A 26,084-nucleotide genomic window follows, 5' to 3' on the forward strand; every position below is an offset into this window, starting at 1 on the left:
CTCTCCGACCACAACCCGGGAGCGATCGGCATGCTCGTTGGCACGCTGGGTAAACGCTGCCGTCTCGGCGGCGTTCTGCGCGACGCTTTCAGCCGTGGAGCTCATCTCGGTGATGGCGGTCACGGTCTGGTCGGTTTCCGAGGCATGGCGCATGAGGATTTCGCTGGTATGGGTCGAGGTCCGTTGCAGGTTATCCAGGCTCGACGCCATGGCACCGGTGGCCTGGGTGACTTCACCGATCATGTCTTGCAGATAGGCGATGAAGCGGTTGACCGAGTGACCGATGGCGCCCAGTTCGTCCTCGGCGCGGATGGTGATGCGTCGCGTCAGGTCGGCATCGCCATTGGACAGCGCATCGATGTTGCCCTTGAGGACCTTCATGCGGTGGGTCAATTGGCGGATCGCATACAGCTGCATCAGCACCAGCAGGACCACCAGCGGAATCTGCAACAGGCTCAGCGTGCTCAATACGTCATCACGCTGGGCGGTGATCAGGCGGGTCGGCAGCGCGGTGGCGAGGAACCATGGCGAGCCCTCGATGGGGCGCATGAAGAACGTGCTGGCTTCGCCTTTGTTATCGAATTCGACGCGTTGCAACGGTTGGTCGCGGTGGGCCAGGCCAGCCTTGACCTGGGCGGCGAAGGGCGAGTCCGCCGCCAGTTCGCTGATGTTTTTCAGCACGATCTGGCCGTTGATGCGGGAACTGTTGCTGATGATCTTGCCGTCGCCTTCGACGATCAGCATTTCGGCGCTCAAGTCGGCTTCCTTGCGCGCGATCAAGTCGTTGAAGAAGCCCAGGGTCACGTCGATGGTGGAAACGCCGTAAGGCGCGCCATTTTTCTGGATGGACATGGCGCAATTGGTGCGAGGCTCGGCGCTGGCGTCGTCCTTGTAAGCGGCCGCCCAGGCGCATTTTCCGGGAGGAGTGGCCATGCCGCCCTTGTGCCACGGTTGTTCGTAATAGTTCGGCGCGGCGTCGCTGTTCCAGAACGTATTGACTGCCAGCTTGCCGGAGGCGTCACGGTGCCAGAAAGTGCTGAATTTTCCGCGGCCCTCTGCGCGCTGATTGGGCAATGGCCAGATCCCGCCGCCGAAGACTTTCAGCTCGCCGTACTGGTCCACCAGGCCCGGCAATACCTTGTCGATGGCATCGCTGTCGAGCAGCGGGATGGTCTGGGTAATGCTGCGTTGCTGTGCCTGTACCTTGTTCAGTTCGCCTTGGATCTGTTCGGCGACCTCGGCAATGCGGTTCAGTGCCACTTGCTCCTCGGTGTGACGCAGCTTGGGCGCGACGAGGTAGCTGATGCCGACAACGGTCAGGGTGGATAACACCAGGATGAACAGAACCAGGAACAGCGTGTAGCGGGCCTGAATGGTGCGCAATGAGGGCATAGCGGCGTTCCTTGCACGAAGGCATCTTTCGGAAACAGTTTGGGATAGGCGTACCGATTCTATCGGCGTCCTTGCCAATAGCTTGAGCGCATGTCAGGGGGATATCAGGCGGCCGAGCTGGCCTGGGTGTTTTTCCAGGCTTGAGCATGCGCCTGCAATTCATCGTGTAGCCGTTGCATCGGCGCTGAGGCCAGCGTGAGCCTGCGCACCTGGGCGATACGGTGAAACAGCGCCTGCCAGCGTTGCGTGCTTTCGTTGGGCATTATTCCGGTGAAGAAGAACCCGGCGGCCATCAGCAGGCGGTAGTCAGTGCAAAAGTGCCGACCGAGGCCGAGCCGTACCGAAAGCGGCCAATGGGCTGGCAAATGTCGCAGTTGCCCGACGAGGCAGGCGTCCATGCGCTCGGCCACGATGTCGATTCGTCCAGGCAAATGGCTTACCCGCAGCGGTTGTATCGCCGTCGGAGTCTCGTCGAGGGTGGTTCCGAATTGCGACGCCAGTGGATCCATCAGCCATTGGTATTGAGCAGGCCATTGAAGATGCGGCAATGGCCGATCGTTGCCGCCGCTGACCTGACAGCCAATGACGATGGTTTCGGCCCGGCCCGTGGCGAACGGAGAGGGCACGAAATCGGGCAACAAGCCGGTGTCATGAAAGCCGAGCCGTTGTGCCAGCCGTTGGCTGTAACGATGGCTGGTGACTTGTTTGATCGATAACCTGGCGAGCCCGAGCGCCTGACGACGGTTCAGGAGTTGCTCTCCCAGCCGCGTGGCAATCTGCGCGCCCTGCAAATTAGGATCGACCGCCACCAACGCCAGCTCGGCGTCCTGGCTCGCAGGCTGCTGGCGACACAGTGCGGCATGACCGACCACGTGATCGCCAATCACCGCGACCAAGGATTGCCACCGGCCCTGGAGATTGTGCTGGCTGATCATCTGCGGCATGTAGACGTCCGGCGAGACGTAGTGATCGCCGTACACTCGACGGAACAGCTCGCAGGTACCGGCACTGTCCGTAGCGCTGAAAGGCCTGATGACCACCCGGCTCATCCGCCGTTCCTTTCTGTCGGCGTACCGTAGACCCGACGATCGATGATCGACAGGTGCTTGCCGGAACGGGGATGGCGTTCGAGCTCCTGCGCACTGCAGGTCTGGATATCCACGCGGATTTTATCGAGGCCAGGATATTGCTCGATCAAGGCGTCTTTCAGTTCTCGCGAGCGCGTTTGGCCAGCGTTCGCCTGTGCATCGGGCAGCCACTTGAGGAGCACGCGATCATTATCCTGGACGTGCTCGATAATCAATTGCCATTGAAGATCGCCGCCCATGCGTCGGACGATGTCGTTGATTTCTTCGGGGAACAGCGACAACACACCCACCCGGACACGACGGCTCTGTGCGCTGCGCCCTTGAAGGGCGAACTTGCGCCGTGGCGTGCCGGCAGGCTCGCACCAACTGGCCCGATCTCCTACCGGGTATCTGACAATAGGCATCAGGGTCCGGGCAAGGTTGGTCACCACCAGGTTACCGGTTTGACCGCAGGCCTCGATGACCTCACCGCTCAGGTCGTCGATGATCTCTACCCGTGTCTGTTCGTCGAACACGCGATGCTCCCCCAAACCGCAATCGGCTGTGCTGGCACCGACCAGGCCGGCATCCACACTGGCGTATCCGATCGACGCAAAGCGAGCGCGGGGAAACGCCCGCTTCAAGGTTGGCATCTGGCTTTCGAACAGGTTCTCGCCGCCAAACAGGATGGTGGTGATTTCTGGCAGCGATCGGCCTTGTCCGTTGACATGGCTGGCAAATGCCAACAAGTGCGCAGGCACGCCCACCAGCACATTGATGCGGTGCCCGGCGATGGCCTCGGCCAACACGTCGAGTTCCACCGATCCGGTGAAGGGGAACTCGGTGATGGGTACGTCCACGCTGCAGAGCGCGCCATGAATGAACAGGAAACTGGCGTACAGGTCGCCAGAAAAAAACAGGTTGGCGATTCGATCTCCAGCGTCCAATTGGGCGGACAGGCTGCGACCGAAGCAGTCGAGCATTAATTGCCATTCAGCGTGGGTGTATACCGAAAACTTGCCTTGGCTGGTCGTGCCGCCGGTTTTGAAGACCAGCGCATCGCTGACTTTGTCGGTCAGTACTCGCCAGTTATCCAGGTCATGGCTGCCTTTCCAGTATTCATTTACATCAACAACTGGCAGTTGTTCGAAGGCGCATCCCTGGGAGGGCAAATGGCTTAACTGCGTGTTGAAGAAGGCTGAATGCGTGCGGATGTGGTTGAGCCACTGCTCGTAAGATAATGAAGCGCTCATCAGGATTCTCTCAAGGCTTGAAGGTCTGCTTATCGATAACGGATGGGCTCACTGGCCGCAGATCCTGCGGTCAATTACCAGCGGGACTTTGCCGCTGTGTTTATTGCGTTCGAAGTGCTCTATCGGACAACTCTGGACGTTCAGGACCAGCAGCGCGGCGTCTACAGGTATGCGCAGCGGTGCAAGCTCCAGCACTTTGCGTCGAACCGTTTCGGCGTCGCCGTTGGTGCGAATCAGCAAGCGTTCACAACCGTCGCTCTCATGGTCGAGGATGACTTGAATGGCCGCTTGCGCCCGTTCGGCCAGTTCCTGGGTATTGACGAACTCCGTAGCGATGCGCACCAGGCGCCCGTGGCGCTCGCGCAGCTCGAATCTCGGCGACTCCAGGCCACACGCGCACGGGCCGGTTAGCCAGCGTCCGAGGTCGCCGACTTCATACCGCTGGAGGGCGCGCGCCTGGCGTTCGCGGGAGGTGAACAGCAGGCGTCCGGTTTCCCCGAAGCCTACCGGCACGTCATCGTCCGGGTGGACGATTTCCAAGGATTGAATATCGTCCATGAGATGGAACACCCCGTAGTCGCCGGCGATGCAGGCGTGACCGAGGGGCCCGGCGTCGACGGTGCCGTAGATAGCCGAGCAAATGCGCGTGACGCCACACGCCTGGAATAACTGTCGGCTTTCTTGCCCAAGGTGTTCGCCGCCCAACATGACTTTGCGCAGACCACCGTAGCCTTGCAGCGTCGGCTGCTGGCTGGAGAACAGACGATGCAAGGTACTCGGCATGCCAACCGCCGTGTTGATACCGTGGTCAACAATCAGCTTTGCAATCTCGTCGAAGTTGTCATCCGCTGGCGCGCTCATGGGGTAGTGCACCACATTCATCTGTTCGAGAATTTTCGAGAAACTGAGAAAACCGCCGTACAGGCTGCCGCCGTAGAAAAGATTGATGACCCGATCCTGCGCAGGATCCAGGCCCGCCGCGCGCAGTCCGTCGGCGGCGGCGCGCATGTGGCGGTCGAAATCCCGGTGACTGTAAGGGGAGAGCACAGGTGCACCGCTGCTGCCGCCGGAGCGGAAGAATAGTTGCGCTTGAGTGGCCGCAGGCAGCGCCATGAATGCGCTCTTGTCCAGGATCGGTGTCAAGGGACAAAGCGACAACGCGGCTGGGGGAGCATCCAGCGTGACGCGGTGACTGGCGACGTCGGCTTCAAGGCCGACCGATACCCGGCGACTCAATCTCTGCAATGCATAGACGCCATCGTGAGGCTCGCCGTCATAACCCTGTTGGACCTGCGCGGTGGAGGTCACCCGAGTAACACCGGCGGTCACCAGGCGGCGCGCCAGTGCAGGTGCTCGTTCCGGTTCGCAGATGAGCGCGCAGCTCTGCAGCACATTGCGCCATGGCAGAAGGGTTTGCGCGAGCGTTCCTTCAGACACGGGTCGCAACAACAAAGTTCGAAACAGCGGCGATGGCTGCAGTTCACGGTGATGCTCCCAAAGAACACGCCAACCGTTACCCGCCCAGACCTGGCCGGTTTGGCCGGCGAAACTGTAATCCAAACGCGCCAGCGCCGTCCGGGTGGTAATTTCACACGCTTCGGCTGCGGTGGTTTCCAGGGCAGGCCAGCGTCCGGTCCGTCGCTCGAAAGCGGCGGCCAGGCCGTTGCCCAATGCCTGCAATTGCACTGGATCGTCACTGTCCACCAGCAGCCATTGCGGGCTGGAGCATGCTTGTTGATCGAGGCGGCAGATTTCGTCCACCAGGTTATCCAGCGCCTGTGGGCTTGCCGCTAGAGGCGTGATATAGGCGAAGCTGATCCGATGGCCCCAATCGATCCAGCGGCAGCCACTGGGAAGCTGCTCGCGCAAGGCTGTGAGGGCCGTTTCGCCGCCCCAGGCGCTGACGCCCTGCGCCAGAGCAAAGAGGCGGCCGGTTTCCTGGGAGGGCACGGGCAATACCGCCACGTAGTCGCGCAATCGGCCACTCGAATCACATTTCAGGTACGCCGCCAGCAGCCGCGCCGTCAGGTCGCCATCACGGGTGCTGGGTCGCAGCCAGTTCACGTTGCCCGCCAACAAACCTTCCAGCACCGCGCAGAAGCCCAGCAAGGGTGAATTGCCCGGCGTCACATGCACCACAAGTCCCAGGGGCTGCCAGCTTTCGAAGGGGCCGTCGCAGTAATCGATCCGCCGTAGCGAGCGTGGGGTCAGGCCCAGTTCGCGCTCAAGCTTGAGGCGCAGGTGCTTGCGGTCACAGAAGGCGATCAGCGCCTGGCGCTGTTCCTCGTCGAGCATCGGGCTTTGGTCGCTCGATTGCAGCGTCCGCACGAACGCTTCTGCGCAATCGAGCACCTCTTCGCTGCGGGGCGGGCTGTCCAGGAGGACGGGCAGTTGCGCTTGCAGTTGTTCAAGTATCGCTTCGAGCGGCAGCTCGGCGTTCAGTTGGCCATTGACGAGGTACATATCAGTTTTCCTTGATCAGTTCGGCGGCGGCCATGGCGCAGCTTCGGCTGGCACTGGTGCCGGCTCGACCGTGCAGCTCGAACCACTGGGATGGCAGGCCGCATTCGCAGTTGGCCGGATGCAGGGTCGCCAGGTCGCTCATCACCACGGCATGGGCCGGACTGGATGAGATGTAAGGTGATACGAACGACAGCAACCCTGCCTCGCCGAACGGCTGCACGCTGAAGTTCGCGGGGTGGCGCACGAAGACTTTCGAATAGACCGGTACGTGGAACCGATGGCGTTCACATTCGATGTAGGGCACCGCGTGCTCGACCGCGCCATAACCATCACGGCAGCGATGGGGCTCGATGCCCAATTGCCGGGTGATGCGTTCGTAGACTTGCTGGCGGGGGATTTCCTGGGCTGCCTGTTTCTTCCAGCCCCCGCCCAGGAAAACCAGCGAGGCGGGGTCGAGCTTCAGGTCGGGCTGGGCGGTTTCATCCATGCGCTCAAGCACATGCCACAGCAGCGCCGGAAAACCGAATATGCGCACGGGCAGCCCTTCTTCGGCGAACGACTGCAAGGCGGCGATCACCCCGAATACATCGAACTCGTGGCCCTTTCCGGTACGCCTCAGGGCATAGGCGACCCGATTGGCCGGTGCGAAGCGGCAGAGGAACTGATCGGTATATGCCGTACCGAGCCGATTGGTCGCTTCGGGCTCGTGGCTTAACAGCAAGTAATTGCAAGGTAAGTTCGGCGTGGCCCAGCCGTAATGGTTGAAGATGTTTGCCACCATCCCTTGGGCCGCCGCCATGCTGCGCTCGTCGTAGCGCATGCGGCTTTTCTGACCGCTGGTGCCCGAAGACGTGAGCTCCAACGCATCTTCGGCGGTGGGGCTGAGCAACAATCGCTGTTTGAAGTAATTCGCATAGATAGGCGGCAGGCGCGACCAGTCGGTCAGGTGCTCCAAGTCGCCCACCGTAAGGCCGTTGGCGTTGAGCCAGTCTTCGTAGCCGGGCGAGTGATGGCAGTGGAACAGGCTGATTTCAGCCATCGCCTTATCGAACAACCCGGGAGGCACCAAATCGCAGCCATACGGTTGCGGCAGTGCGCAAAGCGCATCGGCGTAGGGAAAATGAATCATCAGGTTTTCCTCAGAGAGGTGGGAGTTCAAACGTGAGCGGACGGTTGCGTCATGAACAGACGCAACGCAAGAAGACAGCTGAGCCCGGCGATGCCGGCCATCAACGCAAAGGATTGCAGGCTCGCCCCGGCACCCAGCAGGGCCAACAGCGAGCCCGCCGCGCTCATCACCGCGATGGAAATCATCCCGACCATGGCCGAGACCAGCCCCTTGCTGTCGTCGCTGGCGAACAAGGCCAGTCGATACAGCGCGGCATTGCCCATACCGAGCCCGACGGCGTACAGCGACAGGGCGCTAACCAACACGGTGAGAGAAAGATCGAATCGGCTGGCCATGACCAAGGCGACCAGGCCAGCACAGAAGGGCCAGAGGCTGTAGCGGACCACTCGGCGGACGCCGACCCGCTCTACCAGGGCGTTCAGCAGGAAATTGCCGACGATTACCGCGGAGAAAACCGGGATCTGCCAAACCCCGTACCACAACGGCGACAGGCCCAAACCTTGGATCAACAGCAACGGCGACAGGCCGATCCAGGCAATCAGCGGCAAGCTCATCAAGCCCAGCGCGACGCTGGCCGACATGAACCCGACATGGCCCAGCAACGCGCCATATCGCCTGACCAGCGAACGCAGGTCTAACGCCTCGACGTCCGGCGTTTTTGCCGCAGCGTGGATGTTTCGCGGCATGAACCACCACAAGGCGAGCCAGCTCACCATGCCGAGGCCGGCCAGCAGCATGAACAGCTCGCGCCAGGACAGCCATTGCAGCAGCAGTCCGCCCACCAACGGCCCCAGCAACGGCGAGAGAAGGGCGAGGTTGCCCAGCAACGCCATGACTTTCACGGCGTCAGCTTCGCAAAATACTTCTTGTATGGCCGGATAGCTGACCGCAATCACAAAGCCCAGCCCCATGCCTTGGATCAGACGGAGCCCATTGAACCCGTGTATGTCGGTGACCTGGGTGATTGCCACGCAGGCGACCACAAACCCGCCACAACCGGCGAGCATGAATGGGCGTCGGCCATGGCGGTCCGACAACGGGCCGATCAGCCACGGCAGCAGGATGCCGCCCAAAAGGTACAAGTTAAACGCATAAGGGATTTGGTCGGCAGGCGCGTCCAGGTCCTGGGTCACCTCGAGCATGGCGGGCATGACCAGGTCGCTGGCCATGTAGGTGAGGCACTCGAAAAGGGCGATTGCCAGGCAGAAGCCTGCCAGGCGGATGGGGGAGGAAATAGTCGACTTATTTTGCATGGATTCCCAACGTCGGTTTCGGCAGAAGAGGCTTTCTTCTTTTTCGAGACTACGTTGGTGATCACCATCGTCGGAAGGCGTTTTGCCTGGTATTTCTCTAAGAAAACGGCCCTATTGCTGTAGGACGTTTCCTTCGCTGGCGGGGGTTGCCGGTGCTGGACAAGTCAATCCAGTCGCGCGAAAACGGCGGTCGGCTGTACCATATGGCCCTGCGCGCATCCCGCCATGCAACAGGCAAGGCAAGGCAAACGCCAGCCAAGCAGGTTGGGTGCAGAACGGAATACTTCAGGAAGCTGGCAAATGACTCATTCGCAACGATTGAAATACTCGATTCTGGTGGTGCTCGTCGTCCTGGCGATCATGCTGGGGCTGTCCTGGATGCAGGGCAAAGGCATGATCAGCGAGCAGCTGTTTCAATACATCGCCATCGCCGTGGCGGTCATTGTCGTCGTGATCAACGGCGTGATGCGCCGCAAGGTCAAGCCTTGAGCGCCGGTCACCTCCCAGGGTTGAGCAAGGCCACGGCGCTGTGGTGCAAGCTGTAGCTTTTATCGGGATTGAGTGTCACCACGCCCTCGCTGCACAGGCGCTTCAATACCTCGCGCACGCTCAGGAAGGACAATGGAATGTCCAAGCCCAGCAGGTGGCTGTGAATGCCTCGCACGCCCAGGCGACGATCGTCATCGGCGGCCTTGAGCAGCGCATCGATGACCTTGAGGCGGATCAGGCTGGTCCTGAGCCCATAGCTCTTGAGCAGACGCTTGATCTGTTCGTTCCCGCTTCGGTCCACCGACCCCGGGAACTCACGGTGGGTGGCGGTCATCGTGACACGGGCCGATCCTGGCTTGCCCTCCATGGGCACTTGCGCGTTATGCATGTAAAGACTCCTTACCAGCCTGACAGAAAAGATCACGAATGCTCTCCTGTATAGGACGAACGAGAGCGACCAATCATGAGAGCCTTGATCTGAAAAAATTGCCTGGATGGGGCCGAGTCCCCGTAAAATCGGGTCGCCACGCCATTAATTTTTTTTCATCCGGTTCGTTCTCAAGGTAGGCACATCCGCGTTCAAGCATGCGGTGTGGATTTTCAGGGCGGTCCGCTTGTATGCCGTGGGCGTACCGGTCACCGTCCTGGTTCTTGAAAGCGATCGAGCGGGAGTGAACGTGGGAATGTCCGGGCAGTTATCGAGGGTTTGCTTTGCCGGTGCTTTGCTGGGGATGACCCTGGGGTTGAGCACCGTTGTCAGCGCGCGAGGCGCGCCAGAGCCGGCCACTGCCGACATTCGTCGCACCAGTTTTGGCGTGCCGCATATCCGGGCCCAGGATGAGCGGGGGTTGGGGTACGGCATCGGGTACGCGTATGGGCAGGACAATTTATGTTTGCTGGCCAATGAAATCGTGACGGTCAATGGCCAACGCTCGCGTTATTTTGGCCCGCAACAAGTCACGGTCGAGCAACGGGAGAACCGGGCCAGCGACCTATTTTTCAGCTGGCTCAATACACCGCAGGCTGTCTCCGGTTTCTGGCAGGCCCAGACGCCCGAGGTCCAGCAGTTGGTGGAAGGCTACGTGGCCGGCTACAACCGCGCGTTGGCTGAGCGCAAGGGCCAAGGCCTGCCTGAACAATGCGACGGCGAGTGGGTGCGCCCGATCACTGCCCTGGATCTGGTGAAGCTGACCCGGCGCTTGTTGGTGGAGGGGGGCGTCGGCCAGTTCGCCGAGGCCTTGGCCGGTGCGCAGCCACCCAAGGCGACCGCACAAGCCGACCTATCGACGTCCGGCTTCGCCGTCGCGGCGGCCCGCCAGCAGCGTTTTGCCCTTGAACGCGGCAGCAATGCCCTGGCCATCGGCAGCGAACGTTCCTTCAACGGGCGCGGCATGTTGCTGGCAAACCCGCACTTCCCCTGGTTGGGTGGCATGCGTTTTTACCAGATGCACCTGACCATACCTGGCAAACTCGACGTAATGGGCGCGGCCCTCCCAGGCTTGCCGATGATCAATATCGGCTTCAGCCAGCACCTGGCCTGGACCCACACCGTCGACACGTCAAAACACTTCACACTGTACCGCCTGCAACTGGACCCCAAAGACCCGACGCGCTACCTGTTCGATGGCAAGTCAGAGCCTATGAATCAGCAAACGGTCACGGTGGATATCAAGCAAGCCGATGGGCAGGTCAAGCCCGTTTCGCGGGTGGTCTATGGCTCCAGGTTCGGGCCGATCGTGCAATGGCCGGGCAAGCTGGACTGGGATAACCGGTTCGCCTACAGCTTGCGCGATGCCAACCTGGAAAATGATCGGGTACTGGCGCAGTGGTACGCGATGAATCGCGCCGTCACGCTCAAGGATCTGCAGGACAGCGTCCAGCGCATCCAAGGGATTCCGTGGGTCAATACGCTGGCGGTGGACGACCAAGGTCACAGCCTGTACATGAACGTCTCGGTGGTGCCCAACGTCGACGCCCAAAAGCTTGCCCGCTGCAGCGATCCCAGGGCTGGCCAGAAGCTGATCGTGCTGGATGGCTCGCGCAGTGAATGTGATTGGAACATCGACCCCGAAGCCGTGCAAAAGGGCATTTACGCGGCCAACAAGCTCCCGCAGTTGTTGCGCCGTGATTACGTGCAAAACTCCAATGATTCCGCCTGGATGGCCAACCCCTCGCAGCCCTTGTCCGGCTATTCGCCGGTGATCAGCCAGCAAGACCTGCCGCTGGGCCTGCGGGCGCGATTTGCCCTGGATCGACTGGGCCAGTTGGCCATGAACGGGCCAGTGACCGCGGATGACCTGCAACGCATGGTCATGGACGATCAGGTCTATCTGGCCGATCAGGTCATGCCCGACCTGTTGGCGTTTTGCGCCGGCGACCTAGGAGCCGATGCATCGGCGTTGGCCGAGGCGTGCACTCGTCTGAAGAACTGGGATCGCACCGCGAGCCTGGACAGCGGCGTGGGCTTCGTCCATTTTCAGCACATCATGCAGGCGTTGCAGGCTGTGCCTGGTATCTGGCGCGTCGCGTTTGACCCGAAGGATCCGCAACATACCCCTCGCGGCCTGGCGGTCGAGCGGCCTGCGGTGGCCGAGGCATTGCGTCAGGCCATGCGGGCATCGGAGGGCGCGGTGAAGGCGGCCGGGCTGTCTGCGGACAGTCGATGGCAGGACATACAAGTCGCCAGCAGCGGTGCCCATCGCACGCCTATTCACGGCGGACCTGGGGAATTGGGTATCTATAACGCGATCCAGAGCGTGCCGGGCGCGAACGGTAAACGCGAAGTGGTCAGCGGCACCAGCTATCTGCAAGTGGTGACGTTTGACGGCAACGGTCCCAATGCTCAGGGGGTGTTGGCCTTCTCGCTCTCCAGTGATCCCTCATCGCCTTATTCCGCGGATCAGACCCAGGCGTTCTCGAACCAGCAATGGAGTGTGCTGCCCTTCACCGAGCAGCAGATCAAGGCCGACCCGCATTATCAAGCGCTGATTATTCGAGAGGCTGATCGAGCAGCAAAGGTGGCGACGCAATAGTCAGGCCGAGCCGAACAGAAAGCCGCGACCCGTATGGGTGGCGGCTTTTTCAGTTTCGGGGTGGGCGGCCGATGGCATTGAGCACCAGGTTGCCGTCCTTGTTCTGTGTCAGGTAGACCGGCAAGACCTTAGGCAACGTAGGCACGAGGTTCTTCACCTCGTTGAGGTTGTAGATACCGCCGATACGCAAGGTGCCCGTGCTGTTGTCGGCCAGCATGACGGGGTGGTCGAGATAGCGATTGATCAAAGGCAGTGCGTCCGAGAGGGCGAGGTTATCCAGCACCAGCTTGCCGTTACGCCACGCCAATGAACTGTCATCGACCCCGACCTCGCGAACCTGCGGTTGGAAATCGCCAGCCTTGTAGCTCGCCTGCATGCCGGGTGACAGCTGTGAACCGCCAGCATTGGACGCCTTGTGGCTGGTCACCCAAACGGAACCTTCCAGCAGCGTGACCCGTACCTGATCCTGATACAGCCAGACGTTGAAACGAGTACCCGTCACGCGTACCTGGCCCTGGCCTGCCCGGACGACGAACGGATGCCGGGTATCATGGCTTACGTCGAAAAAAGCCTCGCCTTTTTTCAGCGTGACCCGACGCTCGTCCCTGTAGTTGGCGAACACCAACTCGCTGCCCAGGTTGAGTTCTACCTGGCTGCCGTCGTCCAGGATGATCTGACGCACGCTCGTGCCAGCCTCGAATCGCTGATAGGCGTTGGGTAGCCATCCCAGATTCCAACCGGTGAACGCGGCCAGGGGCAGGCCCAGGGCGAGCACCGTGGCAGCGATGGCCAACCGGACCCAGCCCGACCGAGGACGTCCGATGCAAGCGCCCGGTGCTGCCTCGACACGCGGCAAATGCTCGGCGACACCCCAGATTTCCAACATGGCTTCGTATTCAAAAGCGTGCAGGGAATCAGCGTCGTGCCATTGCTTGAACGCCAGCCGCTCGGCCTCTGTGCAATCTTCAGCGTGCAAACGCATACACCAATGGGCGGCCGCATCGGTAATGGCGTCGTATTCGGCTTCCGAGAGTGTTCGTTCGGTCATTGGCTCTTCCTGGTTCGCTGCATTCTAACCTTCGGCATGAGCTGTCGAGAACAGCCGTTAGGGTGTTTGAGCAACAATGAGCCGTTTTTTCTCGTGTCATAGCCTACCGTCGCATACCCTGCGTGAAAAAATGATCAACATCCCAACCCAGATCACGACGCCACAACTTTGCGGGTGGGACTCACATCGAGTCGCCGTCCCAATTCACAAATCAAAAGCGTGAGCGAGTCGGCGTTACGCAGCATGACGTCGATGCGCTTGTCGGGCAGAGTCGGGTCGAGGAACGCGTCACGTGCGCCATTCATGTTTTCAGCGCCGGTTATCTTCAGGATTTCTCGGACGGTGTCCTTATACATAGGCAATTGCTCGATGTTCGTAAGCCTGTTGTCTGATTCATTCCAATGCGTAAACAATTTCGATTTAGGCGTGGCCAATGAAAGTCCTTCCTCTTGCTTGGCCTTTAGCGTTTCGTATTCCTTTCGTCCCGTATGGGTCATTGTCGGAATCAAGTCCAGAAATGGATACGCCGCATCCAGGTAAACGATATCGAGTGTATTGAGCAGTTGATGGGAAACTTCGTGGATGAAGGTGGCTGCCTGGCCATGCGCGTCGACATTGAAGTAGTTGGGTACGGCGGACTTATACCAATCCAGTCCCATGTCGAAGAAATATTGCGTGAGATAAATTCTTTCGACTCTAGCGGGTTCCAGGACAAAGGCTGTTGCCCTATCCCCTAGATGTTTAAGACTGCCGACAACGATGTTTTCTCCATTCTGCTGCGCCCATAAGGGGTTGGCTAATGCCTGGCATATCGGTGATATCGCTGCGTCTATTTTGCGGATAAGACTGGCGTCGACGACGCTTACGCCAAAAAATGCCTTCAGGTAGGTATCGAGTCGCGAGCCTGGAAGCACCTGTCGTTTCAGTCGTTCCACATTATAAAGGGCGTTGGAGCAATAGAACCGTGCCGTCTCCAGTGCTTGCACGATCATATTTGCGCGATAAGGGTATTTCCCGCGTATTTCCGCCATGCCCCGTGCTTCGATATTCAATGATCCCTTGGCCTTGAAGTCGCTGTAGGTGACGGCCATTTTCGACCCGGCCTTACCAAAGCGAATCGTCTGGCGCTGTGGATCAATCGCCCATTTCGAGTCAGCAGGCGAATACTTCAATATCGGTCCTTCGCCGTCGTCATGAATGATTCGCCATGCCAGGCCGGCTTTTGCCACTTGATACACCTTGCCGGCGAGGGGAATGTAAAGCTTGCCGGTTTCCACTGCCCTGTAAATTCCGTGCATCAAGTTTCGTTGAAGATCCGAGAGACTGACATCCAAGGCTTCGAAGACTTGCAGGTCGGTGCGGGCCGACGCCGTGCATGCGATGTCCTTCCAGTTCAACGGTGGCGGGGTGCTCGCCGAAATGGGTTCGATGGGGTCAAGAAGGCCGAATGTATCGTTGCGATTCAAAAAACCAAGGGAAACCATTTCCGCGGCGCCGGCGATAAAGTTGTGCAGCCCGCTCTTCCAATCATGCCGCTGCAAGTCTTCGGCGGAATCCTTGAAGTCCTGGTAGCTCTCCCAGAGTGTTTCCAAAAAGGACAGTTTGGCCGGTAACTGTTTGCCCAGCATCCTGACGCCGGTGCTGAACAGCTGGAGGACTGTGGCCCAATCAGACTGACGGTGGTTCTGGGTTTGCGCGGTCAACATATCTGCCAGTAACGCCGCATTGTCGTCATACAGCGTATGCAGAACATTTGTATTGATGGGACTGAAGCCCAGGGTTATCTCCGATTGTTTCCCACGGGTGGAGGCGAAGAGATTTTTAAACGTGGCTTGTTGCTCCTTGGGAAGCCGGCGAATCAGCAAATCCTGGAGCGCGCCGGGCGTATTGAATGCAGCGACGATGCTCTCTTCATTCTCGAACTCTTGTAGCTGATCTCCGTCATGGTAGGGCGAATACAGAACATGAGGGCTGGTTGCATCGTTAGTCGAACTGAACAGGTAAAGCCCCAACGCTTTGATCGCGGCACCGCCTTCGGTTTTGATCAGCTCCAGAGGGCGGAAGTATGCGCTGAAACCATCGACTGCTTGGCGGGCGATGGCGTCCGGCATGTCCATTATTTGCCGAAACAGGTCGTATGCCGTCGGGGAAAGGTGTTGCTGTAGATACCGTGCGTGAGCGTACTGCAACAATTGCCAAGGGAGCTGTTGGCGAAAGCGCCGTTTCCTCGACTGAGCGTCCGCAGCGCTGCCGGAAAGTGCTTGGGTTACATGGTTTTTATAGGTGCTCGGGATCTCTAGCGACGATAACATTTGCCGCACCGCCGTCTCGTTCAAACCACCGGGCAACGGCTGCGTGGACGTTGACGAAACCTTGAAACCCTTCTCGGTCACATCGACGTGATGCAAGGCGAAGTCGGTCAACGAACTGGCTGGCCCCACGATCGCCAGGTTGGGCGTGATCTGGATAGTTTCCGGGTCCAGATTTTTCCGGGGAAAGCGCGCGTCCAATAGCGTTTGCATTTTTTTCTGCACATAAGTTCGCAGGGGCTCGATGCCATCCAGGTAATCCTTGCCATCGGACACGCTGTTTTTATATTGCTCGACCACTTCTACGTGCACGCGTTTTTCTTCAAGGGGGGCCGTGCCAAGCCAGGCGGGTAGTTTCTGCTGGCGTTTATTTGCCTGGGCAATGGATTTGGCGCGTTCCAGATTGGTGGGCGCTCCTTTGTTCACGAGCGCCTGAAGACTTTTGACCAGTGCCGGCCCGGTCAGTCTCCAATCGCCGGCTTTCAACGTGCTCAGATAGCCATATTCGGCCTCAAAGTGCTTGATAAACGAACTCATCCGATTTACCAGCACGTTGTCTTCGATCAATTCATACGCATGGAGCTGGTAGCGTCTATGGGGCGGGCGTTGAGGGGCGGTGAGATTTTCGAGTAAGCCAAAGCGCCTTTGAGAGTCGAGCAGATGTTGATTCAATTTCTGGGTGGCAATCTCAATGGACGAAAAACCCTGCAAGCCCTCGGCGGGGTTCCAAAGGATTGCCATGCCTGAGTAGGGAGTATCGAGTCCTCCACGCTCGGTTAATAAAAAACAATTGGCGAGAGGCAACTGCATTGTTTGGCCTTCCTCACTGCAAGCGAGCGTCAACGAATAGACGTCCGGCCGAAAGCCCCTGACGGCTTTACGTTGTGAGCGGTCCGGGTAGTCTGAGTCGTAGGCAAAAACCGTTTTGATCAGCTCATTCGCAATCGACGGCAAGCTTGAATCAAGTTCCCTGAGCTCGGCCTCGGCGCGGATACCCAACGAAAAAACATTGGTCAGTTCAGCCAGCAGCGGCCTGAGCTGGTTGTGCAGCGAAACGCCGGGGGAGGTCGGTAACTGACCAAAGAGGCCGTCGAAAGCGTCTTCCACATCGGTATAGCTCTTGATTTTTCTTTCCAATTGCTCGGCCATGAAGTTGGATGGGCGCAGGTCGCCATGAAATGCGGGATGCGTCCCCCAATGACCGGCGGTTGGCTGGCTCAAAAGGCTTTTGTTAATGAACGCACGTATATCCAGCGCCTTGTCGATCAGCGAATGGATGTCGACATCGGCCTGGCGAGACATTTCCAATGCGTAATGGAAGTTATTCTTCTGCTTTTCGATTATCGCGCTTGCCAGGGTTTCGGCTACCGGCAAGTCCAGTGTTTTTCCCGAGAGCTGCGGGTTATCAAAGCGCAAGAAGCGGTTGCGCTCTTCCAGGCTCAGGAGGCTATAGATTTGTTCCTTTTCTACGCTGCTTGCGGATTGGCCGTACAGCCTGTCTTTGAAACCTGAATAGTTGCTTATCTTTTGAAAGCCTTCGAGGGGCGTATAAAGATAATGTCCCTTGGCGCTGATCATCATGGAACCGGCCAGCTCCACGTAGTGCGGTTCATATTCCCAGAGCCGAATGGTTTCGATGAACAGCAGAGGCTCGTCTCGGCTGGAGGGGCGGAATAACCGAAGCAGCTCCCGACTCTGCTCATCCGTCAGTTGTTTTTTCTCCCGCTCGATCAGAATGGAGGCCCATAATCCATCGTGAATGACATGAGATAGAAGTTTGCGTCGTGACATATAGAAAGAGGATGTCGTTCCCTCCCAAAATGCATCGATAGAGCTGATCAGCGTCGCAATCAGTGTTTTGGCCGTGTCCCTTATGAGGTCTTCCCATTGCTGCGCGGTGTAGGAGGATTCAGGCGTCCCGGGATGAGTCAGATCGATGTGATGGCCGGCAGGCCAGCCCTGATTATGAAAGTAGTCCAGGACTGCATCGCTCAGTGGGATGCTTTCAGTCACCGGGATTGCCTTCGGATCTCCCAAGTGAGTCCCCTTGATGAATGCCACTCGAATCTGTCGATGGTCCAGGCCTGGCGCCGCCTCGTTCAATACTTGGTCAAGCATCGATCTTAGCGAGGGCAGCTGGATCAGTTCGTTCACCAGGGCCCGGGCATTGAGGCTCTGCGCGTTCTCGATGGATTCGAGCTGGGCGTTGAAAACATCCCCGACGATGATTTGCCTGGTTTGACTGATGTCGGTGGTGCTGTTCAATTCGCTACGCTGGGAGATCGGCAGGAGGCGAAAGAGATCGTCGTGTTGCGCCGTGTCCTGGCGCATCTGCTCAATCTTTTCTTCGAGGGATGCCAGGTTGTCGAACTTTTCGATTCCACGACTGGGCGTATAGAGGAAAGCCGGGGAGGTGATTGTAAGGCTGTTGTTTGACGAGGCGCTGAGGGTGAAGCAGCCGGCCAGTGCAATGGGCGGTTTTTCCTCGGCTTGCAACAGAATCGTTTCGGCGAACATCGGCGGCGTCTGCGCCGTACGTTGCGTATGGCTGGGCAAGGAAACATGGTGCAGCCAGTCGAGGTCGGCCTGGGTCAGCCCGTGGGGAGCGGTTAATTCGTCCAGGCGAGTGGCGTTCAATACCTCCGGAAATAGCAGTGGCGTGGTTTCTGTGGTCATCGTTGCTTCTCGATCAAGGCGCCGAAAGACGGCGCGAATAGGACACAAGGGCCGAGACTAGGCAACGATGGATGGGTGAGGGTGGTACATAGTTATTGCACGCCGGGCTTCTTTGGTCTGCGGCAGGGAAGGATTGGCAGTGCGCGCCTGAAACAGTGTTTAATCACCCGGCGGGTCCTTTACGCTGTTGCTACCTCCAACAATCATTCCGGAGCTTCAGATGTCTGCGCCATCCGATCATGCCGCTTCTTGCACCTTATCTTTCGATGCTCTGGTGAGTTTGCTGGAGCAGATTTTCCTGCGTCATGGCACCTCGTCCGAGGTCGCTCGCACATTGGCCGAAAATTGCGCCGCCGCTGAGCGCGATGGAGCCCACAGTCATGGGGTGTTCCGTATTCCCGGCTACGTCTCGACGCTAAAGAGCGGCTGGGCCGATGGTCAGGCGGTACCGGTGGTCGAGGACGTTGCCTCCGGGTTTCTACGGGTGGACGCCTGCAACGGGTTCGCCCAGCCGGCGTTGGCTGCCGCTCGTCCACTACTGATAGAGAAGGCCCGCAGCGCCGGGATTGCGGTGCTGGCGATACGCAATTCCCATCACTTTGCGGCCCTGTGGCCGGATGTCGAACCGTTTGCCTATGAAGGTCTGGTAGCCCTGAGCGTGGTGAACAGCATGACCTGCGTAGTGCCCCACGGCGCGGACCGGCCTCTGTTTGGCACCAACCCGATTGCCTTCGCCGCGCCCCGGGCCGATGGCGAGCCGATTGTCTTCGACCTGGCCACCAGCGCCATCGCCCATGGCGATGTCCAGATCGCCGCGGGCAAAGGCGAGCTGCTGCCGCCAGGCATGGGCGTGGACAGCCTCGGCCAGGCGACCCGTGATCCAAAAGCCATTCTCGAAGGTGGAGCGCTCCTGCCATTTGGCGGGCACAAGGGCTCGGCGTTGTCGATGATGGTCGAGTTGCTGGCCGCTGCCCTGACGGGCGGTAACTTTTCGTTTGAGTTCGACTGGAGCAATCATCCAGGTGCGAAGACGCCGTGGACCGGGCAGTTGCTGATCGTGATCGATCCGAGCAAGGCCGCCGGGCAAAGTTTTGCCGAGCGCAGCCAGGAGCTGGTCAGGCAGATGCATGGCGTTGGATTGCGGCGATTGCCGGGGGATCGACGCCACCGTGAGCGGAGCAAGTCCAATGAGCGCGGGATTACGCTGGATGAGCAGACGCTGGCGCAGCTGCGGGAGTTGGCGGGACAGTGAGTGCTCAAGGATTACGAGAACGTATGGCGAGGAAGTGCGCTTCCTCGCCATGGACCCGAGCTCAGCGCCGTCCGAGCAGTAACCCCACCACCAGCCCGAAACCCGCGGAAATCGCCACGGTCTGCCACGGATGCCCGCCGATATAGACCTCGGTGGCATCGACCATCGGACGGGTGCGCTCCCGGGCGTTGGCGACCGCATCCAATGCCTGTTGCAGCTTCTGCGCGATTTGGCCCCGAAGGTTTTCGGCATCTTCGCCAACCAGGGATGCACCGCTCTTGAGTAGCTTCTCCGACTCTTCGATCAGCGCTTTCAGTTCGCTGAAGGCTTGATCCTTGATTTGCTCTCCGTTGGATTGTGCGGCGCTTTTACGGGCCATTGAGGTGCTCCTTGAAGATGATGGCAATGATCAGTGGAGTGCTTCGCTTGCTTAAAAGTTGCAGCATCTGCGGTAGGTCCGGGCAGCGCATCTAAAATCATGGTTAAGACGTTTCAGCGCAAGGTGTAAGATGGCGCCTATTTACGCGACAGGAAATTCCCCCATGAGCTTCAATCTCGCTGATAAGCCCTTGGCCGAGCGCGCGGCGCTGGAAGATGAAAAATCCCGACTGTTCGAGCTGTGGCAGAACAATCTGGGCAAGGCCAAGGGCGACGCTGCCCGGCTGTTCGGTGAACGTTCCAAGCGCAAGGGCAAGTGGTCAGAGTGGGTGCGCGCCGAGCTGGACGGCATGTCGCCACCGGAATACGCCAACATGGTGCGCAGTGAAGTCAATCGCCTGATGGCCGCCAATAAATAAACTTCACTTAAAGGTTGCGACGATAGCTTCGCCGGGGCGTGCGTTTCAGGTGATTCACCAATTGGCCGCGGACCCCGGTAAATCAAGGGTGCCGCGGTCGACGAAACGCATCGTGCCGAACAATCCGCCGGCGAGTTTGCCCTTCAGCACGTAGGGCAGGTTGTCCAGGCTCTGAGTCTGGCCCAGGCCCAGCGTCTGACGCAGGACGGAAAAGGCCGAGATGCTCACGGGTACGCTCAACAGGCCTTCGGAGAAACGAGGTATCGAGCCGGCCTGGTCGCTGACTCCTGTCGCCAGCGTATGGCCGTTGACCTCCAGGTCCAATGCCACGCCGTTATAGTCGATGGGGGTTTCGTTGGGGTTCTGCAGCCGCAGCTTCACGGCAAAGCGCATTTCCAAGCCCTGGCTGGGCAGCGGCTCTATCCCGACCACGTTGATATTCAGCGGGTCACGGTGCGGGACGAGCGCGCAGGCGCTGAGGCCGAGCAGCATCAGGATGAGGGAAAAGCCGAGGAATTTGCGCATGAATATGCTCTCTCGTGTAAGAAACGTGTTGGCACCATAACTCAAGGCATATCCCTGGAAACCTGCAAATTCTGTGGCGAGGTGTTTGCTTTTTCTACTGACAGTTTCTGACACCAGCGTCTGCTAATCTGCTGCAACTTTCCCCTGCGGACTCTTTCATTGTGTCGCGAACCACTCGGCTGCTCACTTTGCTGCAAGTCTTGCGGGGCAAGCGATGCCCGGTTACCGCCGCGACATTGGCGGCCGAGCTGAAGGTGTCCGAACGCACGCTCTATCGCGACATCGCCGAACTCACCGCCTTGGGCGCACCGATCCAGGGCGAGGCGGGCATCGGTTATGTGTTGCGCAGCGGCCTGTTCCTGCCACCCTTGATGTTCACCGCCGACGAAATCGAGGCCATCGTGCTGGGCTTGCGCTACGTCGACCAACGCGGCGACGAAGTGCTCGGCAAGGCCGCCGCCGATGCCTTGGCGAAAGTCGAGGCGGTGCTGGCCCCGGGCTTGCGCGACGCCTTGCACAACCCCACCGTGTTGCCCGGTCCGCCGGGCTATGGCTACCCGAGCAACACGGTAGAGCTGAACGTCTTTCGCCAGGCCATTCGCTCTCAAGCCAAGCTGCATATTGATTACGCCGACGTCAACAAGATCCCGAGCCACCGATTGATCTGGCCCCTGGCGCTGGGTTTTTTCAACGAGGCTCGGGTCGTGGTGGCCTGGTGTGAATTGCGCGGTGCCTACCGGACCTTTCGGACTGACCGGATTGCCTGCGCCACTGCCCAGGGCGAGCGCTATCCCGGCAGGCGCAGCGATTTGTTGCGCGCCTGGCTTGCGCTGATGAACCTTGATGAAGCCGGGCGCTTCACTCCTGACAAAAACTGACACAACACTGTTTTAGCATGGCTGCGGATCGATACAACAAGGAGCCATGACATGTCCAATCCCGTCTCTTCCCTGGCCCCGGCCATCGCCGGTTACCTTGCCGCCGCGAATGCCCGCGACAGCTCGGCGGCGACGCGTTTTTTCGCGGAGAATGCCAGCGTGTTCGATGAAGGCAACCATCAGGTCGGCACCCAGGCCATCGCCCAATGGATGGAAGACACTGCGCAACGTTTCCAGCCACGGGTCGAAGTCCTCAACGTGCAGCAGCGGACCGGGAAGGTGCTGGTACAAAACCTGATCTCCGGTACCTTTCCCGGCAGTCCACTGGAGCTGCGCTATACCTTCCGGCTCAATGAGCAGGGGAAAATCAGTCGGTTGGATATCTCTGTGTAGCGAGCAAGCACTGTCTTTGGGGAATATTCCTGGATCCTGGCCATGGCATACTCCCCACCTTCGCTTTCCGGACCTGGCCTGCATGACTTTCAATTCCCCCTTGAGCGCTTGGCAGCATGCCATCGAACATCACGGTTTCGTCCAGGACGAAGCCCAGGAACTGGCAATCATGGCGCTGGAGCAATGCCACAAGGCATTGCATGAAGGCCGCAAGTCAGTCAAAGGCGTTTATCTGTGGGGGCCGGTCGGGCGGGGCAAGACGTGGCTCATGGATCGTTTCTACGAGAGCCTCGAGGTTCCGGCTCGCAGACAGCACTTCCATCACTTCATGGCCTGGGTGCATCAACGCTCGTTCCAGCTCACCGGCACCCCGGACCCGCTGCAAGCCTTGGCCCGTGAATTGAGCCAGGAAGTTCGGGTACTGTGCTTTGACGAACTGTTCGTCACGGACATCGGCGATGCGATTATCCTTGGCCGTCTTTTCCAAGTGATGTTCGAGCTGGGCATGGTGGTGGTCAGCACGTCCAACCTGCCGCCGGACGAGCTCTATGCCAGCGGGCACAATCGTGAGCGATTCCTGCCGACCATCACGGCCATCAAGCAGCACATGCAGGTGGTGCCGGTGAACGGCTGGCAAGATCACCGTCAGCACCCCGGCACCGCGCAGCAGCGCTATTGGATGCGCGAGCCGGGCCAGCCTGACCCGCTGGCCGATGTCTTCGGCCAGTTGAGCGCGGGGCAGGCATCCGGCAACCAAGCGATCGAGGTCGGTCATCGACAGGTCGTTCCAGTCCAGGCCAGCGACACGGTGCTCTGGAGTCGTTACCTGGACCTTTGCGACCAGCCGTTTTCAGCCGTGGATTTCATGGCATTGTGCGACCGTTTCAGGGCCATCCTCCTCAGTGATGTGCCTGCCCTGAGCGCCGAACAGCGTGAAGGACGTATTGCCCGCGGCACCGAAGACGGGGTCGAGCGGGTCGAGGCCGGTGATCGTGAACTGCCGCAGCTGTCGATTCACGACGATGGCGTTCGGCGTTTCATTGCCCTGGTCGATGAGTGTTACGACCGCAAGGTGCCGTTATACCTGTCGGCACGGGTGCCGATGGACCAGTTGTACACCGAGGGCTATCTGCAATTCCCGTTTCGCCGTACTCTCAGTCGCCTCCAGGAAATGCAATTGCAGCGCTTCGGCCAGCCCGCCTGACCTGAATCCTGCCGGCGGCAAACCGTCGGCCTTATCGAACGAGATCAAGATCATGGAAGAAGCCAAGGACATCCTTGTATTGCAAGCCAGCTACACCAACCCGATCCACGCCGAAGCGATCTGCCTGGTGCTCAACGGCTATGCCGAGGATCCGATGGGGGGCGGTCATTCGCTATCCGCTGAGGTGTTGTCGCACCTGCCTGAAGAACTGGCCAAGCGGCCTCACGCCTTCAGCGTGCTGGCTTTCGTCAATGGCGAACCGGCGGGGTTGATCAATTGCTTCGAGGGGTTCTCGACCTTTGCCTGCCGCCCGTTGGTGAACGTCCACGACGTTGCCGTGATGCCTGCGTTTCGCGGGCTGGGTTTGAGTCAGAAGATGTTGCAGAAAGTCGAGGATATTGCCCGCCAGCGCGGGTGCTGCAAGATCACCCTGGAAGTACTGGAAGGCAACGCCGTGGCTCAGGCCAGTTACGCCAAGTTCGGCTTCGCCGCGGGCATGTTCGACCCGGCCCACGGTCGCATGCTGTTCTGGATAAAGCCTCTATAGCCGCTGGCGCAGCCTCTTTCGATCATTTCTGCACGACCTGGCCCCCCGGCCCCTTGGGCTGCATGAGGCTGAAATCGATCAGCGCCTTGTGCTGGCTCTGGTAAGGGTTGCCGATCAGCAATGGCCGGGGCTTAAAGGCATCGCTGACCAGGCTTTTGCGTCGGTCGAGCTCATCGAAGTCCAAGCCGGCCATGTCCGCCCAGGTGTGAATCAGGTGCGAGCTGCTGTAGGGGCGTGACAGATCACCGGCGAAATTCCAGTCATGGGTTTCGCGCCACTTGGGCGAGGCCCAGGCCATGAACGGAATGGTGTACATCGGCGCCGTCGGCTTACCTTCGTTGCGCCCCAGTGTGCTATGGCCCGGCGAATCGAAAACGTCCTCGCCGTGATCCGACAGGTACAGCAGGAAGCCGTTGGGGTCGGTCTTGGCGTAGTCCTTGATCAGGCTGGACACCACGAAGTCGTTGTACAGCACCGCGTTATCGTAGCTGTTGTAGGTCGGGAGCTGATCGTCGCGCACGCCGGCGGGAACGCCCTGGCGGTCGGTGAACTTGTTGAACGTCGGCGGGTATCGGTACTGATAGCTCATGTGCGTGCCGAGCAGGTGCACCACGATCAACTTGCGCGGCGCGGTGTCAGCCAGGGCCTTGGTGAACGGTTCGATCACGTCGCCATCGTATTGCGCGGCGTTCTGGTTGCGATTGTTGTTCAGGTAGACCTGCTCATCGGCTTGTTGAGAAAACGTCGTGAGCATGGTGTTGCGCTTGGTCATGGTCTGCTGGTTGGTGATCCAGAACGTCTTGTAGCCGGCCTGCTTCATCATGCTCACCAGCGACGGCGTGCTCAGGTAGAGGTCCGGATTTTCCTCGTCGGCGAAGGTCAGCACCTGCTGCAGCGCTTCAATGGTGTAGGGGCGTGGGGTGATGACGTTGTCGAAGACCGATAACTGGTCCTTGAGCTTTTCCAGCTCCGGCGTGGTTTCCCTCGGGTAGCCGTAGAGGCTCATTCGCTGACGGTTGGTCGATTCGCCAATCACCAGCACTAGGGTTGCGGGCTGATGGGCCATGGTGTCCTGGAGGTTGCCCAGGGGAGGGATTTTTCTGGTGCTGTGAAGCAATCCTTGCATGTTTTCCAGCTGTTGACTGTAGCGATGGTACGCCACGAGCATTTGCCATGGCACCGCAGGCTCGATGCGACTTTCAAATTCCCCCACGCCTAGTGCCAGGCTTCCGGTACGCAGGGTCTGCTTGGTCAACGGATAGCCGACAACGGCGACTACGATCACCATCGCCGCCATCCAGGCCTGACTGCGGGGAAGGTGTAGCGGCCGAAGGCGCGTCCAAAGGAAATAGCCTGCCAAGGTATGGGCCAGGAACGCGGGCACCATCCACCATGCATAGTACTGGGTCATGTATTCGCTAGCTTCAGCTACGTTCGACTCGAACATGATGAAGATGACGCTTTGTGAAAATTCCTGATGGTAAATGAAGAAGTAGCCAAGGCTGGCCATGGAGCAAGCCCAGAGCAAGATGCCGATGATCGCGGCGATAAGACGGGTACGAGCAGGGAACAGAAGAAGGGGCGCCAACCATAACGCGCTCATTACGAAGGCTTGGCGGAACCCGGTGAAGCCAGAGGTACCACTCGCCAGAATGAGCAGTTGGGTGATGCCTGAAAAATACCAGAAAAATAAAAACAGCCAGCCGAGCCCGGCCCAGTCGAAACCTCTAGCAGTCGTTTTGCTGTGTTTGAACACACTCATCAAGCGCTCCAGCCTTTCGCCGGCGAGACTGCCTGCACCGGATCGGTGCCCACAGATCTTGGCCGTAACTATTTGTGAAGGCTGGATTATTAGGAAAGGGGGTGAAAACTTTGTGAGTTTTTGGTCACAGAATGGTATGCAACTGGCGCTTCAGGTTGCAGAAATGACGTTGAGCGAGCTCCAGTGGTTCAGTGACGCCAGCTTGCCCGGCGTCACTTCAAGTACCAAGACTCTCTGGCGTTGGATCAGCGAGCCAACGCCTGGCCCTGGTAGGAGAGTTGTGCCTGGTGCAACTGCATGCGCAACTGCGTCACTTCGTCGAGCAGCAGATCACGCTCTTCTTTCAGCAGGCGTAATTCGTCGCGACGAATGGTCACGTAAAGTGTTTGGGGAGGACGTGCGGTAACGACAGGGCCCATTGCTCACCTCGCAAATGGCTACATCAACTAGAGAGATGTCGTCAGTTTCTTGGCGACAATTCTTTATCGGCACCAATTCTGAATACTTTTGCCCGTTGATGGAACTTTTTTATTTTTCATGGTCGACGTGTCTTCGGCCGGTTTTTGAACGTTATCCTTTGTGATCGGGCGATTTACCCGGAAACTATGCGGCCAT

Annotated in this window: 20 protein-coding genes and 1 pseudogene; 8 read left to right on the top strand and 13 right to left on the bottom strand. The window is 59.1% G+C overall.

Translation table 11 applies throughout. The features are described 5' to 3' along the window. Positions 1–303: 303 nt before the first annotated feature. From J3P82_RS12110 to J3P82_RS12135, 6 genes and pseudogenes are all read right to left on the bottom strand, one after another. Positions 304–1,392 (bottom strand): annotated as a pseudogene (locus J3P82_RS12110) (cache domain-containing protein); the annotation flags it as partial. 104 nt (positions 1,393–1,496) lie between these two features. Further along, positions 1,497–2,441 carry a GNAT family N-acetyltransferase gene (locus J3P82_RS12115; RefSeq protein ID WP_434563354.1) on the bottom strand — a complete coding sequence of 315 codons (945 nt, stop codon included), beginning with the start codon at positions 2,439–2,441 and terminating at the stop codon, positions 1,497–1,499. After that, positions 2,438–3,712, bottom strand: coding sequence for a phenylacetate--CoA ligase family protein (locus J3P82_RS12120; RefSeq protein ID WP_434563356.1), 1,275 nt, complete (start codon positions 3,710–3,712; stop codon positions 2,438–2,440). The genes J3P82_RS12115 and J3P82_RS12120 overlap by 4 nt, the downstream gene beginning before the upstream one ends. Before the next feature lie 48 nt (positions 3,713–3,760). Next, positions 3,761–6,175, bottom strand: a complete 2,415-nt coding sequence (locus J3P82_RS12125; protein ID WP_434563358.1) for an acyl-CoA reductase — start codon at positions 6,173–6,175, stop codon at positions 3,761–3,763. 1 nt (position 6,176) lies between these two features. Beyond that, complete coding sequence (locus tag J3P82_RS12130) at positions 6,177–7,304, bottom strand: acyl-protein synthase (RefSeq protein ID WP_434563360.1); 1,128 nt, start codon at positions 7,302–7,304, stop codon at positions 6,177–6,179. A gap of 26 nt (positions 7,305–7,330) precedes the next feature. Beyond that, entirely contained in the window at positions 7,331–8,557 is a 1,227-nt protein-coding gene (locus J3P82_RS12135; protein ID WP_434563362.1) for an MFS transporter, read from the bottom strand. Positions 8,558–8,857: 300 nt separating this feature from the next. Between J3P82_RS12135 and J3P82_RS12140 the strand changes: the two genes are divergently transcribed. Beyond that, the gene (locus J3P82_RS12140) at positions 8,858–9,046 is read left to right on the top strand and encodes a hypothetical protein (protein WP_186631798.1); all 189 of its coding nucleotides are present in this window, start codon (positions 8,858–8,860) and stop codon (positions 9,044–9,046) included. 7 nt (positions 9,047–9,053) lie between these two features. Here J3P82_RS12140 and J3P82_RS12145 read toward each other — a convergent pair whose 3' ends face one another. After that, entirely contained in the window at positions 9,054–9,380 is a 327-nt protein-coding gene (locus J3P82_RS12145) for a fe2+ zn2+ uptake regulation protein (RefSeq protein WP_434563801.1), read from the bottom strand. 349 nt (positions 9,381–9,729) lie between these two features. On the opposite strand from J3P82_RS12145, the gene pvdQ reads away from it, so the two are divergent. After that, complete coding sequence (gene pvdQ / locus J3P82_RS12150) at positions 9,730–12,078, top strand: bifunctional acylase PvdQ (RefSeq protein ID WP_434563364.1); 2,349 nt, start codon at positions 9,730–9,732, stop codon at positions 12,076–12,078. A gap of 49 nt (positions 12,079–12,127) precedes the next feature. Here the strand turns inward: pvdQ and J3P82_RS12155 are convergent, their stop codons facing one another. Beyond that, positions 12,128–13,126, bottom strand: coding sequence for a FecR family protein (locus J3P82_RS12155; RefSeq protein WP_434563366.1), 999 nt, complete (start codon positions 13,124–13,126; stop codon positions 12,128–12,130). A 152-nt stretch (positions 13,127–13,278) separates the two neighbouring features. Next, on the bottom strand, positions 13,279–18,111 hold the full coding sequence (locus J3P82_RS12160) for a dermonecrotic toxin domain-containing protein (protein WP_434563368.1): 4,833 nt from the start codon (positions 18,109–18,111) through the stop codon (positions 13,279–13,281). A gap of 220 nt (positions 18,112–18,331) precedes the next feature. Between J3P82_RS12160 and J3P82_RS12165 the strand changes: the two genes are divergently transcribed. After that, on the top strand, positions 18,332–19,363 hold the full coding sequence (locus J3P82_RS12165) for an Ldh family oxidoreductase (protein ID WP_434563370.1): 1,032 nt from the start codon (positions 18,332–18,334) through the stop codon (positions 19,361–19,363). Positions 19,364–19,424: 61 nt separating this feature from the next. On the opposite strand, the gene J3P82_RS12170 is transcribed toward J3P82_RS12165, so the two are convergent. Further along, the gene (locus J3P82_RS12170; protein ID WP_186610626.1) at positions 19,425–19,742 is read right to left on the bottom strand and encodes a DUF883 family protein; all 318 of its coding nucleotides are present in this window, start codon (positions 19,740–19,742) and stop codon (positions 19,425–19,427) included. Between the two features lie 163 nt (positions 19,743–19,905). Here J3P82_RS12170 and J3P82_RS12175 point away from each other — a divergent pair, with 163 nt between their 5' ends. After that, positions 19,906–20,160 (top strand): hypothetical protein, encoded by a 255-nt coding sequence (locus J3P82_RS12175; RefSeq protein WP_076384979.1) that lies wholly within the window; start codon positions 19,906–19,908, stop codon positions 20,158–20,160. Positions 20,161–20,214: 54 nt separating this feature from the next. On the opposite strand, the gene J3P82_RS12180 is transcribed toward J3P82_RS12175, so the two are convergent. Further along, positions 20,215–20,685: an LEA type 2 family protein gene (locus J3P82_RS12180; protein ID WP_434563372.1), complete on the bottom strand. Its 471-nt coding sequence runs from the start codon at positions 20,683–20,685 to the stop codon at positions 20,215–20,217. 161 nt (positions 20,686–20,846) lie between these two features. On the opposite strand from J3P82_RS12180, the gene J3P82_RS12185 reads away from it, so the two are divergent. The 4 genes from J3P82_RS12185 to J3P82_RS12200 all read left to right on the top strand — a co-directional run bounded on the left by J3P82_RS12185 (position 20,847) and on the right by J3P82_RS12200 (position 23,707). Further along, positions 20,847–21,563 (top strand): helix-turn-helix transcriptional regulator, encoded by a 717-nt coding sequence (locus J3P82_RS12185; RefSeq protein WP_434563374.1) that lies wholly within the window; start codon positions 20,847–20,849, stop codon positions 21,561–21,563. A 51-nt stretch (positions 21,564–21,614) separates the two neighbouring features. Further along, positions 21,615–21,956 (top strand): nuclear transport factor 2 family protein, encoded by a 342-nt coding sequence (locus tag J3P82_RS12190; protein ID WP_434563376.1) that lies wholly within the window; start codon positions 21,615–21,617, stop codon positions 21,954–21,956. A gap of 82 nt (positions 21,957–22,038) precedes the next feature. Beyond that, on the top strand, positions 22,039–23,160 hold the full coding sequence (gene zapE, locus J3P82_RS12195) for a cell division protein ZapE (protein ID WP_434563378.1): 1,122 nt from the start codon (positions 22,039–22,041) through the stop codon (positions 23,158–23,160). A gap of 52 nt (positions 23,161–23,212) precedes the next feature. Further along, entirely contained in the window at positions 23,213–23,707 is a 495-nt protein-coding gene (locus J3P82_RS12200; protein WP_434563380.1) for a GNAT family N-acetyltransferase, read from the top strand. A gap of 22 nt (positions 23,708–23,729) precedes the next feature. On the opposite strand, the gene J3P82_RS12205 is transcribed toward J3P82_RS12200, so the two are convergent. Together J3P82_RS12205 and J3P82_RS12210 are read right to left on the bottom strand one after the other, a co-directional pair. Next, entirely contained in the window at positions 23,730–25,469 is a 1,740-nt protein-coding gene (locus tag J3P82_RS12205; RefSeq protein ID WP_434563382.1) for a phosphoethanolamine transferase CptA, read from the bottom strand. A 245-nt stretch (positions 25,470–25,714) separates the two neighbouring features. Continuing rightward, positions 25,715–25,888: a DUF6026 family protein gene (locus tag J3P82_RS12210; RefSeq protein ID WP_434563384.1), complete on the bottom strand. Its 174-nt coding sequence runs from the start codon at positions 25,886–25,888 to the stop codon at positions 25,715–25,717. Positions 25,889–26,084 lie beyond the last annotated feature (196 nt).

This window comes from Pseudomonas sp. Z4-20 (genome assembly GCF_051131955.1).
In the GTDB taxonomy this organism is placed as follows: Bacteria; Pseudomonadota; Gammaproteobacteria; order Pseudomonadales; family Pseudomonadaceae; genus Aquipseudomonas; species Aquipseudomonas marvdashtae.

Bases quoted from the DNA above. Each gene is read 5' to 3' on its own strand.
- J3P82_RS12115 (WP_434563354.1), bottom strand. From the start codon at position 2,441: ATGAGCCGGGTGGTCATCAGGCCTTTCAGCGCTACGGACAGTGCCGGT.
- J3P82_RS12120 (WP_434563356.1), bottom strand. From the start codon at position 3,712: ATGAGCGCTTCATTATCTTACGAGCAGTGGCTCAACCACATCCGCACG.
- J3P82_RS12125 (WP_434563358.1), bottom strand. From the start codon at position 6,175: ATGTACCTCGTCAATGGCCAACTGAACGCCGAGCTGCCGCTCGAAGCG.
- J3P82_RS12130 (WP_434563360.1), bottom strand. From the start codon at position 7,304: ATGATTCATTTTCCCTACGCCGATGCGCTTTGCGCACTGCCGCAACCG.
- J3P82_RS12135 (WP_434563362.1), bottom strand. From the start codon at position 8,557: ATGCAAAATAAGTCGACTATTTCCTCCCCCATCCGCCTGGCAGGCTTC.
- J3P82_RS12140 (WP_186631798.1), top strand. From the start codon at position 8,858: ATGACTCATTCGCAACGATTGAAATACTCGATTCTGGTGGTGCTCGTC.
- J3P82_RS12145 (WP_434563801.1), bottom strand. From the start codon at position 9,380: ATGACCGCCACCCACCGTGAGTTCCCGGGGTCGGTGGACCGAAGCGGG.
- pvdQ (WP_434563364.1), top strand. From the start codon at position 9,730: ATGTCCGGGCAGTTATCGAGGGTTTGCTTTGCCGGTGCTTTGCTGGGG.
- J3P82_RS12155 (WP_434563366.1), bottom strand. From the start codon at position 13,126: ATGACCGAACGAACACTCTCGGAAGCCGAATACGACGCCATTACCGAT.
- J3P82_RS12160 (WP_434563368.1), bottom strand. From the start codon at position 18,111: ATGACCACAGAAACCACGCCACTGCTATTTCCGGAGGTATTGAACGCC.
- J3P82_RS12165 (WP_434563370.1), top strand. From the start codon at position 18,332: ATGTCTGCGCCATCCGATCATGCCGCTTCTTGCACCTTATCTTTCGAT.
- J3P82_RS12170 (WP_186610626.1), bottom strand. From the start codon at position 19,742: ATGGCCCGTAAAAGCGCCGCACAATCCAACGGAGAGCAAATCAAGGAT.
- J3P82_RS12175 (WP_076384979.1), top strand. From the start codon at position 19,906: ATGAGCTTCAATCTCGCTGATAAGCCCTTGGCCGAGCGCGCGGCGCTG.
- J3P82_RS12180 (WP_434563372.1), bottom strand. From the start codon at position 20,685: ATGCGCAAATTCCTCGGCTTTTCCCTCATCCTGATGCTGCTCGGCCTC.
- J3P82_RS12190 (WP_434563376.1), top strand. From the start codon at position 21,615: ATGTCCAATCCCGTCTCTTCCCTGGCCCCGGCCATCGCCGGTTACCTT.
- zapE (WP_434563378.1), top strand. From the start codon at position 22,039: ATGACTTTCAATTCCCCCTTGAGCGCTTGGCAGCATGCCATCGAACAT.
- J3P82_RS12200 (WP_434563380.1), top strand. From the start codon at position 23,213: ATGGAAGAAGCCAAGGACATCCTTGTATTGCAAGCCAGCTACACCAAC.
- J3P82_RS12205 (WP_434563382.1), bottom strand. From the start codon at position 25,469: ATGAGTGTGTTCAAACACAGCAAAACGACTGCTAGAGGTTTCGACTGG.
- J3P82_RS12210 (WP_434563384.1), bottom strand. From the start codon at position 25,888: ATGGGCCCTGTCGTTACCGCACGTCCTCCCCAAACACTTTACGTGACC.